This is a genomic window from Burkholderia sp. PR2 (assembly GCF_052372875.1).
Lineage (GTDB): Bacteria > Pseudomonadota > Gammaproteobacteria > Burkholderiales > Burkholderiaceae > Burkholderia > Burkholderia diffusa.
Genome location: NZ_JBQRWH010000004.1, coordinates 1594236 through 1609264, shown reverse-complemented (window position 1 = coordinate 1609264; position 15029 = coordinate 1594236). Strand labels below are relative to the sequence as shown.

The 15029-nt window shown below is 67.1% G+C and carries 17 protein-coding genes; 9 read left to right on the top strand and 8 right to left on the bottom strand.

What is annotated here, in order from left to right; genetic code table 11:
- Window positions 1-19: 19 nt before the first annotated feature.
- Genes lexA through ACT2FV_RS24740 form a run of 3 tightly spaced genes read left to right on the top strand, consistent with a single transcriptional unit; the run spans window position 20 to window position 1760 of the window.
- The gene (gene lexA, locus ACT2FV_RS24750) at window positions 20-667 is read left to right on the top strand and encodes a transcriptional repressor LexA (protein WP_059606655.1); all 648 of its coding nucleotides are present in this window, start codon (window positions 20-22) and stop codon (window positions 665-667) included.
- A gap of 26 nt (window positions 668-693) precedes the next feature.
- Complete coding sequence (locus ACT2FV_RS24745) at window positions 694-1032, top strand: hypothetical protein (protein ID WP_124906104.1); 339 nt, start codon at window positions 694-696, stop codon at window positions 1030-1032.
- Between the two features lie 29 nt (window positions 1033-1061).
- Complete coding sequence (locus ACT2FV_RS24740) at window positions 1062-1760, top strand: DUF2939 domain-containing protein (RefSeq protein ID WP_059606651.1); 699 nt, start codon at window positions 1062-1064, stop codon at window positions 1758-1760.
- Between the two features lie 90 nt (window positions 1761-1850).
- On the opposite strand, the gene ACT2FV_RS24735 is transcribed toward ACT2FV_RS24740, so the two are convergent.
- On the bottom strand, window positions 1851-2348 hold the full coding sequence (locus ACT2FV_RS24735; protein WP_044843612.1) for a universal stress protein: 498 nt from the start codon (window positions 2346-2348) through the stop codon (window positions 1851-1853).
- Window positions 2349-2675: 327 nt separating this feature from the next.
- On the opposite strand from ACT2FV_RS24735, the gene nodI reads away from it, so the two are divergent.
- Both nodI and ACT2FV_RS24725 read left to right on the top strand, forming a co-directional pair.
- Window positions 2676-3590, top strand: coding sequence for a nodulation factor ABC transporter ATP-binding protein NodI (gene nodI, locus ACT2FV_RS24730; RefSeq protein ID WP_059606650.1), 915 nt, complete (start codon window positions 2676-2678; stop codon window positions 3588-3590).
- 6 nt (window positions 3591-3596) lie between these two features.
- Window positions 3597-4430 carry an ABC transporter permease gene (locus ACT2FV_RS24725; protein WP_124906100.1) on the top strand — a complete coding sequence of 278 codons (834 nt, stop codon included), beginning with the start codon at window positions 3597-3599 and terminating at the stop codon, window positions 4428-4430.
- Window positions 4431-4481: 51 nt separating this feature from the next.
- On the opposite strand, the gene ACT2FV_RS24720 is transcribed toward ACT2FV_RS24725, so the two are convergent.
- The 4 genes from ACT2FV_RS24720 to ACT2FV_RS24705 form a co-directional block, all read right to left on the bottom strand.
- Window positions 4482-4904: a hypothetical protein gene (locus ACT2FV_RS24720; RefSeq protein ID WP_059449632.1), complete on the bottom strand. Its 423-nt coding sequence runs from the start codon at window positions 4902-4904 to the stop codon at window positions 4482-4484.
- A 146-nt stretch (window positions 4905-5050) separates the two neighbouring features.
- Entirely contained in the window at window positions 5051-6109 is a 1059-nt protein-coding gene (locus ACT2FV_RS24715) for a permease (RefSeq protein ID WP_444504987.1), read from the bottom strand.
- Window positions 6106-7233: a tRNA 2-selenouridine(34) synthase MnmH gene (gene mnmH / locus ACT2FV_RS24710; protein WP_151050232.1), complete on the bottom strand. Its 1128-nt coding sequence runs from the start codon at window positions 7231-7233 to the stop codon at window positions 6106-6108. The genes ACT2FV_RS24715 and mnmH overlap by 4 nt, the downstream gene beginning before the upstream one ends.
- A gap of 64 nt (window positions 7234-7297) precedes the next feature.
- A complete protein-coding gene (locus ACT2FV_RS24705; protein ID WP_059606636.1) occupies window positions 7298-8251 on the bottom strand; it encodes a LysR family transcriptional regulator in 954 nt (317 codons plus the stop codon).
- Window positions 8252-8415: 164 nt separating this feature from the next.
- Between ACT2FV_RS24705 and ACT2FV_RS24700 the strand changes: the two genes are divergently transcribed.
- Window positions 8416-9837 carry a M20 family metallopeptidase gene (locus tag ACT2FV_RS24700; protein WP_444504986.1) on the top strand — a complete coding sequence of 474 codons (1422 nt, stop codon included), beginning with the start codon at window positions 8416-8418 and terminating at the stop codon, window positions 9835-9837.
- 35 nt (window positions 9838-9872) lie between these two features.
- The gene (locus ACT2FV_RS24695; protein WP_444504985.1) at window positions 9873-11159 is read left to right on the top strand and encodes an MFS transporter; all 1287 of its coding nucleotides are present in this window, start codon (window positions 9873-9875) and stop codon (window positions 11157-11159) included.
- Between the two features lie 85 nt (window positions 11160-11244).
- Here ACT2FV_RS24695 and ACT2FV_RS24690 read toward each other — a convergent pair whose 3' ends face one another.
- Together ACT2FV_RS24690 and ACT2FV_RS24685 are read right to left on the bottom strand one after the other, a co-directional pair.
- On the bottom strand, window positions 11245-12297 hold the full coding sequence (locus ACT2FV_RS24690; RefSeq protein ID WP_151048569.1) for an NADP(H)-dependent aldo-keto reductase: 1053 nt from the start codon (window positions 12295-12297) through the stop codon (window positions 11245-11247).
- Window positions 12298-12498: 201 nt separating this feature from the next.
- A complete protein-coding gene (locus ACT2FV_RS24685) occupies window positions 12499-12936 on the bottom strand; it encodes a PaaI family thioesterase (protein WP_059606628.1) in 438 nt (145 codons plus the stop codon).
- Between the two features lie 169 nt (window positions 12937-13105).
- Between ACT2FV_RS24685 and ACT2FV_RS24680 the strand changes: the two genes are divergently transcribed.
- Both ACT2FV_RS24680 and ACT2FV_RS24675 read left to right on the top strand, forming a co-directional pair.
- Window positions 13106-13588, top strand: coding sequence for a winged helix-turn-helix transcriptional regulator (locus tag ACT2FV_RS24680; protein WP_059606626.1), 483 nt, complete (start codon window positions 13106-13108; stop codon window positions 13586-13588).
- A gap of 206 nt (window positions 13589-13794) precedes the next feature.
- A complete protein-coding gene (locus ACT2FV_RS24675) occupies window positions 13795-14418 on the top strand; it encodes a phospholipase D family nuclease (RefSeq protein WP_059606624.1) in 624 nt (207 codons plus the stop codon).
- 182 nt (window positions 14419-14600) lie between these two features.
- Here ACT2FV_RS24675 and ACT2FV_RS24670 read toward each other — a convergent pair whose 3' ends face one another.
- Window positions 14601-14819 carry a hypothetical protein gene (locus ACT2FV_RS24670; RefSeq protein WP_444504984.1) on the bottom strand — a complete coding sequence of 73 codons (219 nt, stop codon included), beginning with the start codon at window positions 14817-14819 and terminating at the stop codon, window positions 14601-14603.
- Between the last annotated feature and the right edge of the window lie 210 nt (window positions 14820-15029).

Genomic DNA, 15029 nt, shown 5'->3' with positions numbered 1-15029 from the left:
CTATCCATACAGTTCAGCCATGACCAAACTCACCGCCCGTCAGCAGCAAGTGTTCGACTTGATCCGCCGCGCGATCGAGCGCTCCGGTTTCCCGCCCACGCGCGCCGAAATTGCGGCAGAGCTGGGTTTCAGCTCGCCGAACGCGGCCGAGGAACACCTCCGTGCGCTGGCGCGCAAGGGCGTGATCGAGCTGGCCGCCGGCGCGTCGCGCGGCATCCGCCTGCTCGGCATCGACGACGCCCCGCACCAGTTCACGCTGCCGCACGCCGGCCTGATGCAACTGTCGCTGCCGCTCGTCGGCCGCGTCGCGGCCGGTAGCCCGATCCTCGCGCAGGAGCACATCTCGCATCATTACGCGTGCGATCCCGCGCTGTTCACCAGCAAGCCCGATTACCTGCTGAAGGTGCGCGGCCTGTCGATGCGCGACGCCGGCATTCTCGACGGCGACCTCCTCGCCGTGCAGAAGCGCACGGAAGCGAAGGACGGCCAGATCATCGTCGCGCGTCTCGGCGACGACGTCACGGTCAAGCGCCTGATGCGCCGGCCCGGCGGCCTCGAGCTGATCGCGGAGAACCCGGATTACGAAAATATCTTCGTCAAGGCCGGCAGCGCGGAGTTCGCGCTGGAAGGCATCGCCGTCGGGCTGATCCGCTCGGGCGAACTCTGACAATCGGTCTCGCTGAGGAGAACATCATGGAACGCCTTTCCCGTCTGCTGCCTTTCCGTCAATTCGGCCGCCTGCGTCACCTGCGCGGCCGCACGCCCTGCGCGCCGCTGTCCGCCGCGGCGCCCGTGGTGAGCCAAGAAGTCGCAGTTGAACGGCAGGCGTCGCTGCTGCCGTCAGCACTTCCCGCATTCGCGCGGGTCTCGCTGAATGGCGGCCTGAATCACGCGGAACCGGCGCGCCGTGCGCCCGTGCGCGTCTATCACGGCCGGTCGCGCCTGATCATGGTCGGGACGATCGATGCCGTGTGCCGGATGATCGATCGCTGCATCGCCGAGGAACGATCGGCCACGCACGGCGGTCTCTGATTGCGGAACGTGTCCGCACCGGAGGCATCGTGACTGGATCTTCGGGCCGCGCGTGGCGGCTCAAGCCATTGCTGATCGTTGTGCTGGCCATCGCCGTCCTGGTGGCGATCGGTTATGCGTACGCATCGCCGTACGTCGCGCTCGGTCGCCTGAAATCGGCGATCGATGCGCGCGATGCGCAAGCGGTCAGCGAGTATGTCGATTTTCCGTCGCTGCGCATCAGCCTGAAGCAGCAGGTCACGGAAGAGTTGATGCGCCGAATCGACGCAGTGAAGAAAGACAATCCGTTCGCGGTGATTGGCGCGCTGATCGGATCTGCGTTGATCGGCCCCTTGGTCGATGCCTATGCGACACCGGAAGGTGTAGCGGCGCTGATGAGCGGCATTCCCCCGCGCGGCAATCCGGGCGAACGACCGCCCGAATGGTCGGGCCCGCCGTCAGGCGCTACGCCTGACAATGCACCGGCCGCGCCGCCGGTCAATCCGGCGAGCGCCCCCGTACCGGCCAGCAATGCCACCGCCTCCGCCGCATCTGCGCCAGCCACCGCCCCCGCACCGGCCAGCCCCGGCGAGGCGGCCCATCCGCGGCAAACGAGCGCCGGCTACCGGAATATCGATGAATTTGTCGTGACCTACCAGCGCAGCGCGGACGGCACGCGCTATGCGGCGATCTTCCACCGCTTCGGCTTGTTTTCGTGGAAGCTGTCCGCGATCGACCTGCACGCCTGAGCGGCCGCAATCGGCGTGGATGCCGCTAGCGGCACTGCGCGTGACCGGCGCGAATCGCGATACGACCCGGCCGGCCACACAATCGTTGCGTCACTTGCCGCTCGCGGTGGCCGCTTCGCGTTCGCGTGCGATCTCGGCCTTTTGCTCTTCCGCCGACGAACATGCGACCAAAATGCTGCAGTTCACGCGATCGAGCAGTTGTGTGTTGCCCGAACCCATCCACCATCTCGACAACCCGCTGCGGCACCGATGGCCGACGACGACGAGGTCGGCCTTCAGTTCCGTCGCGAGGTTCGCGATTTCGTCGATCGGATAGCCGAATGCGAAATGGCCTTCGGCCTGAACGCCGCGCTCGCGCAGCCAGTTCACGCCTTCCTGCAGTATCTCGCGCGCCGTTTCCTCGAAGCGGCCGCACGCGACGTCGGTCAGCAGCCCTGCGCTTTGCGCGATGCTCGAGCGCATGTCGACGACCGACAGCAAATGCGTTTCCGCCTTCAAGTCCAGCGCAAGATTGGCACCGCACCGCAATGCCTTGCGTCCTTCGAGCGTGCCGTCGTAGCACAGCAGAATCTTGTTGTAGCTAGCCATGAGACCTCCCTATCGCGACTTCGTACCCTATGCACTCATCATGGTGCGCCGCAATTCCGGACGCAAGGGATGGAAAACGCTGATTCGCCACGCGGGGCGCGTCGGCGATGATGCGGTGCACGATCCGTGCGCGCATGCACCGTGTCGCGCGAGCCTGCCCTGAAGAGACGCAGCCGATGCACTAGAATGGCCCGTCCGTGCCGTCGACGCGCGTTCGCCTCGGTCATGCCCATGTGACACGCATTCACCCGATCCGTTCGCCGGCCGGCATGCCCGTCCGACCGGCCGCGAAACGCGTCCGCGTCCGCTTACAACGACAACCTGCCCATGTCCGTTGCACCGATCGATTTCCGGAACGTCGAAAAGCGCTATGGCGACAAGCTCGTCGTCAACGATCTGTCCTTCCACGTGCAGGCCGGCGAATGCTATGGCCTGCTCGGGCCGAACGGCGCCGGCAAGACCACGACGCTGAAGATGCTGCTCGGCCTCGCGTATCCCGACGCCGGCACCATTTCACTTTGCGGCGAGCCGGTTCCGTCACGCGCACGGCATGCGCGCCAGCGCGTCGGTGTCGTCCCGCAGTTCGACAACCTCGACCCCGACTTCACGGTCCGCGAGAACCTGCTCGTGTTCAGCCGCTATTTCGGCATGTCGGCACACGCCGCACGCGCGCTCGTGCAACCACTGCTCGAATTCGCGAAGCTGGAAAACAAGGCGGATGCGAAGGTCGGCGAATTGTCGGGCGGCATGAAGCGCCGTCTGACGCTCGCACGCGCGCTCGTCAACGATCCCGACGTGCTGGTGCTCGACGAGCCGACGACGGGCCTCGATCCGCAGGCGCGGCACCTGATGTGGGAGCGGTTGCGGTCGCTGCTCGCCCGCGGCAAGACGATCCTGATCACCACGCATTTCATGGAAGAAGCGGAGCGCCTGTGCGACCGGCTGTGCGTGATCGAGGAAGGCCGCAAGATCGCCGAAGGCGCGCCGCACGCGCTGATCGAATCGGAGATCGGCTGCGACGTGATCGAGATCTACGGGCTCGACCCGGTCGCGCTGCGCGACGAACTGGCGCCGTTCGCGAAGCACACCGAGATCAGCGGTGAGACGCTGTTCTGCTACGTGACCGATCCCGAGCCGCTCAGTGCGCGACTCAAGGGTCGCACGGGATTGCGTTATCTGCACCGTCCGGCCAATCTGGAGGACGTGTTCCTGCGGCTCACGGGCCGCGAAATGCAGGACTGATCGATCATGGACGTACGCAACTATTCCGCCGCCGCGCCGTCCGCACCGCCACGCGAATCACGCTTCGCGATCGCGCTGCCCGCAAATGCCACCAACTGGATTGCCGTGTGGCGACGCAACTACCTCGTGTGGCGCAAGCTCGCGCTCGCCTCGCTGTTCGGCAATCTCGCCGATCCGATGATCTACCTGTTCGGGCTGGGATTCGGGCTCGGCCTGATGCTCGGCCACGTCGACGGCGTGTCGTATATCGCGTTCCTCGCGGCCGGCACGGTCAGTTCGAGCGTGATGATGTCCGCGAGCTTCGAATCGATGTATTCGGGCTTCTCGCGAATGCACGTGCAGCGCACCTGGGAAGCGATCATGCATACGCCGCTCGCGCTGGGCGACATCGTGCTCGGGGAGATTGTCTGGGGCGCGAGCAAGGCGCTGCTGTCGGGCGTCGCGATCATGCTCGTCGCGGGCCTGCTCGGCTATGCGCGGTTTCCGTCGATGCTCGCGGCACTGCCCGTGATCGCACTCGCCGGCCTCGCGTTCGCGAGCACGGCGATGATCGTCACTGCGCTCGCGCCGTCCTACGACTTCTTCATGTTCTATCAGACGCTCGTGCTGACGCCGATGCTGCTGCTGTCGGGGGTGTTCTTCCCGATCACGCAGTTGCCGCCGGTCGCGCAGCACGCGGCACACATGCTGCCGCTCGCGAACGCGGTCGAACTCATCCGCCCCGCGATGCTCGGCCGGCCGGCGACGGACGTCGGCCTGCATCTCGCGGTGCTCGCCGGCTATGCGGTCGGCGGATTCGTGGTCTCCGCGTGGCTGTTCCGGCGGCGGATGATGCGCTGACGGCCGGCGCGCACGGCGCCCGCTCGATGCTGCGATGAAATGGCGACGACGTTACTCGTCGTCGTCGCTCCACGGGATCTCGACGTCGGTCAGGAATGCGACGGTCGCCAGCGGGCCGCCTTCGTGGCGGCCGAGCTTGCCGTCAGCGCGGTGCCATTCGACGCGGAACTGCGTTCCCGGATCGTCGGCGACGAGATAGACCGCGCGCAGCTCTTCCGCGTCGGCCTCGTCGACCGGACCGTCGAACGACACCAGCATCTTCTGCGGCCACAGGCCGTTCACCGGATCGTAAATGCGGTCGCCTTGCGGAATGTCGATACTGGCCTCGACGCCGATCGTGGCGGAGGCTTCGATGATCATCGTGCCGAGCGCGTTCAGCACGGCAGTCGCCCGCGCGGAATTGGCCTGGCGGATCGCGAGATCGCCGCGCGTCAGCGCCTTTTCGAGTCGAGGATGAATCTTCGGTTGGGTCATGCGTTTTCCTGTTTGCTTCTTGTAAAGGGCACCGCACGCGTGAAGCGGCGGCGCCGGATGAATACGGCCGTCGCGCGGCGGAATCGGTCGGCGCGCGGCACGGCAGCCATCGCGCAGGCCCGCTCGCCTTCCCGCCCGCGTATCCGTCAGAACCCGAACGCGATCGCGAGCAGCCCGCTCACGATCCCGAACACGACGACGAGGCCCGTGACGATCGCCAGCATGTAGGGCTTGAACGAACGCGCGAGCATCGCGAGCGACGGCACGCTGATCGGCGGCAGCGTCATCAGCAGCGCGGCAGCCGGGCCGACGCCCATGCCGAGCGACAGCATCGCCTGGATGATCGGCACCTCGCCGGCCGTCGGGATCACGAACAAGGTGCCCGCGACCGCGAACGCGATGATCCAGCCGAGATGATTGCCGATGTCCGGGCCGATATGCGGGAACAGCCACGCGCGCGCCGCGCCGAGCAGCAGCACGAGCACGATGTATTCGGGCACGAGCCGCACGGCCATGCGTGCGAGCAGCTTCATCCAGCGGACGAACGGATTGCCCGCGGCGGCCTGCTCGGCTGCCAGCGCGGCGAGTTGCGCATCGTCGACGCTGCGGTCCTCGGGGCGCGCGACACGGTTCAGCAGATAGCCGATCCCGAATACCATCGCGACGCCGAGCACGAGCCGCAGCGCGCTCCAGTGCCAGCCGAGCACGAAGCCCATGAACACCAGCGCGGCCGGATTCAGGACCGTGTTGCCGAGCCAGAACGCGACCGCGCCGCCCGGCGACGCGTGCCGCGCGCGCAGGCCCGCGACGACCGGCGCCGCGCAGCACGTGCACATCATGCCGGGCAGCGAAAGCAGGCCGCCCGCGGCGACGCTGCCGAAGCCCGTGCGGCCGAGCGCACGCGCAACCCAGTGCGCCGGCAGCAGCGCCTGCACGGCCGAACCGAGCAGCAGGCCGAGCACCATGGCCTGCCAGATCGTCTTGCCGTACGCCCACGCGTAGTCGAGCGCCGCCTTCAGCGACGGCTCGGGAGCGCTCGCCGACGTGCCCATCAGGATCGACTGGCCGATCGAATGATGCTCGGCGGCGACGAACGCCTTGTTGTAATACGGGAACCATTTCACGTAGAACAGTCCCGCGACCGCGATCAGCAGGAAGGTCATCCAGCCGAGCGCTGGACTGGGTTGAGGGCGTGTGGTCGTCATCGTGTGGTGGTCGTAGGGTTGTTGTCGGTGTCGGCTCGCGCCGCCATGCCGGCAGCGGGCGATGCCGGCAGCCCGGCCAGCGCGAGCGCGTCGAGCAGCGCGCGCGCCTGCTGGCGCCCGTCGGCCGCATTCGGTCGGAACGTGAACGTCAGCACGCGGTTCGGTTTGTCGTACGACGAACGATAGGTGCGTGCATATGCAGGATCGTAATGCTTGTCGATCAGCGTGCGGAACAGCTCGGTGCGCTCGTTCGCGTCGATCAGTGCGTTCCAGCGCGCGACCTCTTCACGGCTATGCAGGCCGATCAGTCGATCGAGCTGCGACTTGAACGTGGCCGGTTCATCGAACAGATGGGCGTAGTCTTCGAGCAGGAAAGCGATACGTTCGTCATGCGCCGCCTCGACCTGCACCCACGGCCCCGCGCGAAACGCGTCCAGCAACGCGAGCGGCAGCTGCACGAGCCCGATCTTGCGGCTTTCCGATTCGACGAACACGGGCCAAGCGGGGTCGAAACGCTCGAGCGTACCGACGAGCCCCGAATCGAAGGACTTCTGCGTCGGCTGCGGCACACCCGGCAGCGCACCGAGCAGCGAGCCACGGTGACACGCGAGCGCCTCGAGATCGAGCGTCTGTGCCCCTTCGTCGCGCAGCGCGTTCAGGAGCCGCGTCTTTCCGCAGCCCGTGTGACCGACGAGCACGATGTAGCGAAACCGCGTCGGCAACGTATCGAGCGTCGCGCACACCGAGCGGCGGTACGCCTTGTACCCGCCCTCGAGTTGGCGCGCCTGCCAGCCGATCAGGTTGAACCAGGTCGTCATCGAACCCGAACGCTTGCCGCCGCGCCAGCAGTAGATCAACGGTCGCCAGTTGCGCGGACGGTCGGCGAACGTGGTGTCGAGATGGCGCGCGATGTTGCGCGCGACCATCGCCGCGCCGACGCGCGTCGCTTCGTACGGCGACACCTGACGGTACATCGTGCCGACGATCACGCGCTCCTCGTTGCTGAGCACGGGCGCGTTCATCGCGCCGGGAATATGGTCCTCGGCGAACTCGAGCGGCGTGCGCACGTCGATGATCTCGTCGAACTCGCCAGCGCGATCGAGGGTGACAATCAGGTTCTTCAATTTGGCGTCGAACAGGGGCGATGCGGCTCGGCGAGCCGCACGGGAATGGAAGGCGGATTCGCGATTATCTCATGCCCGGGCGTCTCGGGCCGCGCACGGCAACCGGCGGGGGCGATGCGCTGCTCATCACGTCGATCAGATGGTCGCGAAACGCGCGCACCGACGCGGGAAGATCGCGCCCCGCCATCGTCTGCACCTGGATGCTGCGCTCACGCAACTGGGGATTCGTGACGGGCACGGCGACGAAGCCGTCCGCGTCGAAACGGTCCCGCACCGACAGCAGCCCCGTGAACATCACCGCGCCGGTACGCTGCGCGTAGCGATACATCACCGCGGTGTTGTTGCTGGTGAGTTCCGGCTCGAGCATGAGCCCGTCGAGCACGCACGCGATGTCGATCAGCTGGCGCACCGTCGTGCCGGCCTCGGGCAGCACATGCGGGTGCCGCGCGACGTCGGCGAGCGACACCGAATCGCGCGCCGCGAGCGGATGGTCGCGCCGCACGAGCGCGAAGACCGGCGCACGCTCCGTGTGTTCGACGCGCACGCCCTGCTCCGGCGCGAGGCTGAACGTCAGCCCGATGTCTGCATCGCCGTCGCGCACGCGCCGTGTCGCCTCCGCCGGCGACACGACCCACACCGAGAAATCGACGCCCGGGTGGCGCGCCTTGAAGCTTGCCAGCACGCCTGGCAGGAAGTCGATCGCGAACCCCTCCGAGCACGCGACCTTCAACAGGCTGCCGTGCAGCGCCTCCAGCCCGCCGATTTCCTTCATCACATGCTCGGCCTCCAGCAGGCTACGCTGCGCGAAGCCCAGCAGCCGTTCGCCGGCCTCCGACAACGCCATCCCGCGCGGCCGGCGCTCGAACAGCGGCGCGCCGAGCTCGCTCTCGAGCTTCGCGATCTGCCGGCTGATCGCCGAGACGGCCACGTGCAGCCTCGTGGATGCGTCGCTGATCGACCCGGTGCGCGCGACTTCGACGAAATACCGCAACGCAAGCCCATGCAGGAAAACCGCCATCGTTCCGTCCCCGGGCCCGTCGTCCAGGCCGCTCCGCTTTGCCTTTTCGGCAAAGAAATGTTCGAAATTCGATCATTGTGACAAAAAAAACGGCTTTCTAGAATCGATCGCACTCCCGGCCCTGCGCGCCGCGCCCGCCGGAAAACCGATACAGGAGACACGTCTTGAGCCGTACCGCAGCCATCCAGCACGCGCTGAGCCAGTTCGAATCGGGCGCGGTCTTCGCGACCCTGAGCCGCCGCGTCGGCCTGCGCACCGAAAGCCAGGACAGCGGCTCGAGCGCCGCGCTGCGCGCCTACCTGACCGACGAGATCGCGCCGGAGGCCACGCGTCTGGGTTTCACGTCGCGCATCGTCGAGAACCCCGTCGACGGCGGCGGCCCGTTCCTGCTGGCGTCGCGCCACGAGGACGACGCGCTGCCGACCGTGCTCATCTATGGTCACGGCGACGTCGTGCGCGGCTACGACGCGCAATGGCGCGCGCCGCTGTCGCCGTGGACGTTGACCGTCGACGGCGATCGCTGGTACGGCCGCGGCAGTGCCGACAACAAGGGTCAGCACACGATCAACCTGGCCGCGCTGGCGAGCGTGCTCGACGCGCGGGGCGGCCGGCTCGGCTTCAACGCGAAGCTGCTGATCGAGATGGGCGAGGAAACGGGGTCTCCGGGCCTCGACGCGCTGTGCCGCCAGGAGCGCGACGCGCTCGCGGCCGACGTGCTGATCGCGTCCGACGGACCGCGCGTCACCGCCGAACGTCCGACCGTGTTCCTCGGCTCGCGCGGCTCCGTCAACTTCAAGCTCAGCCTGCGCGCACGCGACGGCGGCCATCACTCGGGCAACTGGGGCGGCCTGCTGCGCAACCCGGCGACCGTGCTCGCGAATGCGCTCGCGAGCCTCGTCGACGCGCGCGGCGCGATCCGTGTCGCCGGGCTGCGCCCGCCGCCGATCCCGGCCGCCGTGCGCGCCGCGCTCGCCGACCTGTCCGTCGGCGGCGGCCCCGGCGATCCGGCGCTCGACGCGGACTGGGGCGAGCCGGGCCTCTCCGCCGCCGAGCGCGTGTTCGGCTGGAACACGTTCGAAATTCTCGCGTTCAAGGCCGGCAATCCCGACCATCCGGTCAATGCGATTCCGCCCGTCGCATACGCGCACTGCCAGTTGCGTTTCGTGGTCGGCACTGACTGGCAAGCGCTGCATGCGCACCTGCGCGCGCATCTCGATGCGCACGGCTTCAGCGACATCGAGATCGACGTCGAACGTGGCGCGCCGGCGACGCGCCTGTCGCCGGACGATCCGTGGGTCCGTTGGGCTGTCGCGTCGCTCGCGCGCACGACCGGCAAGAAGCCCGCGATCCTGCCGAACCTCGGCGGCACGCTGCCAAACGAAGTATTCGCCGATACGCTGGGGCTGCCGACGCTGTGGGTGCCGCACTCGTATCCGGCGTGCTCGCAGCACGCGCCCGACGAGCACTTGCTCGCGAGCGTCGTGCGCGAGGGACTGCAGATGATGGCCGGCCTCTTCTGGGATCTCGGCGAGGCCGCGCCGCCTGTTCGCCACGCGGCACCCGCCGCAGCCGGCGCCGCCCTGTAACGCGCTTTGCCCCTTTCTCGGGACCTGCTCACACGATGAATACGACCACCCTGACCTCGCAGGACGCCGCGCGACCCAGCGCCGCGAAGATCCGGCGCATCATCTTCGCCGCGTCGATCGGCAATGCGCTCGAATGGTTCGACCTGATCGTCTACGGCTTTTTCGCGGTGACGATCGCCAAGCTGTTCTTCCCCGCGACGAGCGAGGCGACGTCGCTGCTGCTCACGCTCGGCACGTTCGGGCTGTCCTACCTGATCCGGCCGATCGGCGGCTTCGTGCTCGGCGCCTACGCGGACCGCGCGGGCCGCAAGGCGTCGCTGCTGCTGTCGATCGGGATGATGATGGCCGGCACGCTGCTGATCGCGCTGATGCCGACCTATGCATCGATCGGCATCCTCGCACCGCTCGGGATCATGCTGTCGCGGCTGATGCAGGGCTTTTCCGCCGGCGGCGAATTCGCGAGCTCGACCGCGTTCCTCGTCGAACACGCGCCGCAGCGGCGCGGCTTCATGTCGAGCTGGCAGTTCGCGAGCCAGGGCCTCGCGACACTACTGGCATCGGGCTTCGGTGCGCTGCTGACATCGACGCTGAGCGTCGCGCAACTCGAAAGCTGGGGGTGGCGCGTGCCGTTCCTGTTCGGTCTCGCGATCGGCCCGGTGGGACTCTACATCCGCCGCTACGTCGACGAGGGGATCGAGTTCAAAACGCAGGCGCGCTCCGAAGCACCCGTGCGCGAGCTGTTCGCGGACCAGAAGATGCGCGTGCTGCTGTCGATCGGGGTGCTCGTGATCTCGACCGCGATCAACTACATGGTGCTGTACATGCCGACGTATGCGATCAAACAGCTCGGACTGCCCGCGTCGACGGGCTTCGCGGCGACGCTCGCGACCGGCTTCGTGCTGACGCTCGTCACGCCGCTGGTCGGCCATCTGTCCGATCGCACCGGGCGGATCCGCGTGATGGCCGCGGCAGCCATGCTGATGCTCGCCACCGTATGGCCGACGTTCGTGTGGCTCACGCATCACGCGTCGTTCGCAACGATGGTCGCGGCGCTGATCTGGATCGGGCTGCTGAAGGCGACGTACTGCGGCGCGCTGCCGGCGCTGATGGCCGAACTGTTTCCGTCGCAGACCCGCGCGACCGGCCTCGCCGTCAGCTACAACACGGGCGTCACGCTGTTCGGCGGCTTCGCGCCGTTCGTGATCACGTGGCTGATCAGCGCAACCGGCAACCGGCTGTCGCCGGCGCTGTACCTGATGGGTTGCGCGGTGCTGAGTCTCGTCGCACTGATGGTCGCGCGCACGCGGCTCGGGATGCGCTGAGCCCGCTCACGAAGGAAACCGCGGCGCGGCAATGCGCGTCGGACGCGGTCCGTCGCGGCACCGTGCCGCGCGGGCCGCTCGCCGTTCACGGCGCCGGGTTCGGCTGCAGTTCGTGCAGCGCGTCGATCTCGGCGAGGATCTCGTCGGACAACGTCACGTCGATGCTGCCGATGTTCTCCTTCAGTTGCGCGAGCGACGTCGCGCCGACCAGATTGCTGCGCACGAACGGCCGGCTGTTGACGAACGCGAGCGCGAGCTGCGCGGGCGACAGCCCGTGTCGTTTCGCGAGCGCGACGTAGCGCGACGTCGCCTCGACGGCCTGCGGCTTGCTGTAACGCTGGAAGCGCTCGAACAGCGTGATGCGCGCGCCGGCCGGACGCGCGCCGTTCTCGTACTTACCGGACAGCCAGCCGAACGCGAGCGGCGAATACGCGAGCAGGCCGACGCCATCGCGATGCGTGAACTCGGACAGACCGTTCTCGAACGTGCGGTTCAGCAGGCTGTACGGATTCTGGATGCTGGCGATGCGCGGCAAACCGAGCTTCTCGGCCGCGCGCAGGAACTGCGCGACGCCCCACGGCGTTTCGTTCGACACGCCGATCGCGCGGACCTTACCGGCCTTCACGAATTCCGCGAGCACGCCCAGCGTTTCCTCGATCGGCACAGTGTACGCATCGTCGACCCACGGATACGCGGGGCGGCCGAACGTCGTCGTGCTGCGATCGGGCCAATGGAGCTGATACAGGTCGACATAGTCGGTCTGCAGGCGCTTGAGACTGCCGTCGAGCGCCTCGGTCAGGTTCTTGCGGTCGAACTGGTTGCCTTCGCCGCGAATATGACGCGGATTGTGTGGCTGCCGCGCCGGGCCCGCGATCTTCGTCGCGAGCACGATCCGGTCGCGCTGCGCACGATGCTGCGCGAGCCAGGTGCCGATGTACTGCTCCGTGCGTCCCTGGGTATCGGGCTTCGGCGGCACCGGGTACATTTCCGCGGCATCGATCAGCGTGACGCCCTGCCCGAGCGCGAAATCGATCTGCTCGTGGGCGTCGCGTTCAGAATTCTGCTCGCCCCACGTCATCGTGCCGAGACCGATCAGGCTGACCTCGATGCCTGAATCGCCGAGTGTGCGGTATTCCATGCTGTTCCTGTCGCGTCAGTGGAAAGCAGGAACGCTATCACATTGAAGCGAGCGCTTCAGACGGCCGATGCGTTCGCTTACAGGCCGCCTTCGATGTGCGCCCGACCCTCGCTCATTCGCGGTACGGCGGCCTTCGCGTGTGCGTGCATGGTCCCGATGATGCCGGACGGCCGGGCTGGTATCAGGACGCCACCCGCCGCGTCATTGCGGCCGCTGAATGAAGCAAGTCGCCGATGCGTGCGCGACGATCTTGTCGTCCGGCGTCTTCAGTGTGCCTTCCGCGACGCCGAGCGAACGCGACAGGTGAATCACACGCCCCTCCGCGATCAGGTCGACGTCGCGCGGCACGGGGCGCAGCATTTTCACGTGGAGGTCGACCGTGCCGTAACCGACGCCCGCGTCGAGCATCGAATGCACCGCGCAGCCCGTGACCGAGTCGAGCACCGTCGCGGCGAACCCCCCGTGCACGCCGCCGAGTGGATTCAGGTGCCGGCCGTCCGCACGCGCGGACATCTTCACGTAACCGAGCTCGACGCCCAGCGGCCGCATCGGGATCGTTTCCGAGATCGACGCGAGCGGCAGATCGCCCGCCGCGGCCGCGCGCAGCAGTTCGAGACCGGACAGGGAAAGCGGATTCATCGGGTTGTCTCCTGATTGAAAGCGCGTCGCCGCGCGAGTAAGTTCTAAATTGGAACTTATTATTGACAACCGCACCGGGCTTGTCAACGCAACCACCGCCCGTTGCAACCGAAGGCAAGTTCTATAATCCAACCCGCTCTTTCGCTGAACCGCCGCACGAGAATCGATCATGAAATGGGATGACATCGGCACGCTGAACTGTTCGGTCGCGCGCACGCTCGCCGTGCTCGGCGATCGGTGGACCATGCTGATCCTGCGCAACGCGTTTCTCGGCTGCCGCCGCTTCGATGCGTTCCAGACGCAACTGGGCCTCACGCGCCACGTCCTGGCCGAGCGGCTCGCGCGCCTCGTCGACGAAGGCGTGCTCGTCAAGCGCGCGTATCAGGCGCGCCCACCGCGCTTCGAGTACCGGTTGACGGAAAAAGGCCTCGACCTCTACCCGGCCCTGCTCGCGCTGATGACATGGGGCGATCGCTGGAAGGACGACGGCCAGGGCCCGCCGGTGCAATTGCGCCATCGCACCTGTGGTCAGCTGATGCACGCGGTCGCGGTGTGCTCGGCGTGCGGCGAGCCGCTTGACGCGCACGACGTGCAGCCGGAGCCCGGGCCCGGATGGATCGCACGCGAGGCGGCCGGACCACTCGATGCCTGACGCATGGCGCGAAGCGGGTGTCGTGCCGCATGGCAGCGCCGCACGATCACGGAGCCAATGCAGTTACCGCTCGGCACGATGAACGTCATCACGTCGACCGCGCCGGACCGTCACACGATGTCGCGCATTCGCATCCGCGCGTGACCGCGCCGCCGTGTCTGCGTTACACTCACGGCCCGCTGTCTCAAAATCATTCGCTGTCCAAGATGTTGTCGCGCCAACGCCTCGCCGCTGCCTGCCTCGCCGCCTCCCTGCTCGCCACGCCCTTCGCCGCCTTCGGCAAGACGCAAAATGAATCGCTGCTGCAGCAGGCGATCGACTTCATCGGGCGACTTCTGCCGGCCCCGACACATGAGGCGCCCGCCACGCAGGTTGTCGAATCTGCGTTCTCGCCCGATGGCGGTGCCGAGGCGCTCGTGCTGAAGGCAATCGGCGCCGCGCGCACCTCGATTCGCGTTGCCGCCTACTCGTTCACGTCGCCACCCGTCACGCGCGCGCTGCTCGCCGCGAAACGGCGCGGCGTGAATGTCGCGGTCGTCGTGGACGACAAGGGCAATCGCGCGAAGAGCAGCAAGCAGGCACTGAACCTGCTCGTCAACGCGGGCATTCCGACACGCACGATCGACGCCTATGCAATCCACCACGACAAGTATGTCGTGGTCGATGCCGAGCATGTCGAGACGGGCTCGTTCAACTACAGCGCCTCGGCAGCCAGCCGCAATTCCGAAAACGTCGTCGTGGTCTGGAACAATCCGCAACTCGCGTCGCGCTACCTTGCGCATTGGCAAAGCCGCTTCGACCAGGGTACGCCGTACCGCTCGACGTACTGACCGTTCGTACGCGTGCGATCGTCAGACGCCGTTCGCATGCGGCGCGGCCGACGCGCATCGTTGCGCGCATTCGCGCCGGGATGTCGTCGATGATCGGTGCGCATAGCACGCCGGTCAATCTGGCCGAATGGCCTGCATACCGGGCGTGACGGCGCCGCGATCGGTGGAATCGGTTGATGAAATCAGTGGATGTCGGGCGATCGCTCCGCGATCTGCGTGGTCGCGACACACCGGCTCGCATGCGCACGCGCATCGCTGGCCGAAGGCTTCGGTCGATCGCGAGTCCCGCCCGGCAGCGCGCCGAGCACACAGTCCGCACTGAAGGTCAGCGTGTCCTGGACCATCGGATAGAGCAGATACAGCGCCAACGCGAGATACCCCGCGTACAGAATTCGAACCATGGTGCGGTGGATGAGCGATTGATCTTGCCCTGTTTACGGCATCGCGCCGAAGAGCTTGAGCCGCCGGGCATCAAATTGCATGCCCGGCAGCGACGCACGACATATGAAGCGTTCGCGTCGCATCGACATGGCAACTCCGCACAACACGGCGTGCAGCGCAATGGCGAATGCGCGATACTGTTCGGCGTGCGCGGCGATATCGACACGAAT

Bases quoted from the DNA above. Each gene is read 5' to 3' on its own strand.
- nodI (WP_059606650.1), top strand. From the start codon at position 2,676: ATGTCCGTTGCACCGATCGATTTCCGGAACGTCGAAAAGCGCTATGGC.
- ACT2FV_RS24670 (WP_444504984.1), bottom strand. From the start codon at position 14,819: ATGGTTCGAATTCTGTACGCGGGGTATCTCGCGTTGGCGCTGTATCTG.
- ACT2FV_RS24675 (WP_059606624.1), top strand. From the start codon at position 13,795: ATGTTGTCGCGCCAACGCCTCGCCGCTGCCTGCCTCGCCGCCTCCCTG.
- ACT2FV_RS24695 (WP_444504985.1), top strand. From the start codon at position 9,873: ATGAATACGACCACCCTGACCTCGCAGGACGCCGCGCGACCCAGCGCC.
- ACT2FV_RS24735 (WP_044843612.1), bottom strand. From the start codon at position 2,348: ATGGCTAGCTACAACAAGATTCTGCTGTGCTACGACGGCACGCTCGAA.
- ACT2FV_RS24725 (WP_124906100.1), top strand. From the start codon at position 3,597: ATGGACGTACGCAACTATTCCGCCGCCGCGCCGTCCGCACCGCCACGC.
- ACT2FV_RS24705 (WP_059606636.1), bottom strand. From the start codon at position 8,251: ATGGCGGTTTTCCTGCATGGGCTTGCGTTGCGGTATTTCGTCGAAGTC.
- ACT2FV_RS24685 (WP_059606628.1), bottom strand. From the start codon at position 12,936: ATGAATCCGCTTTCCCTGTCCGGTCTCGAACTGCTGCGCGCGGCCGCG.
- ACT2FV_RS24715 (WP_444504987.1), bottom strand. From the start codon at position 6,109: ATGACGACCACACGCCCTCAACCCAGTCCAGCGCTCGGCTGGATGACC.
- ACT2FV_RS24745 (WP_124906104.1), top strand. From the start codon at position 694: ATGGAACGCCTTTCCCGTCTGCTGCCTTTCCGTCAATTCGGCCGCCTG.
- ACT2FV_RS24690 (WP_151048569.1), bottom strand. From the start codon at position 12,297: ATGGAATACCGCACACTCGGCGATTCAGGCATCGAGGTCAGCCTGATC.
- lexA (WP_059606655.1), top strand. From the start codon at position 20: ATGACCAAACTCACCGCCCGTCAGCAGCAAGTGTTCGACTTGATCCGC.
- ACT2FV_RS24720 (WP_059449632.1), bottom strand. From the start codon at position 4,904: ATGACCCAACCGAAGATTCATCCTCGACTCGAAAAGGCGCTGACGCGC.
- ACT2FV_RS24680 (WP_059606626.1), top strand. From the start codon at position 13,106: ATGAAATGGGATGACATCGGCACGCTGAACTGTTCGGTCGCGCGCACG.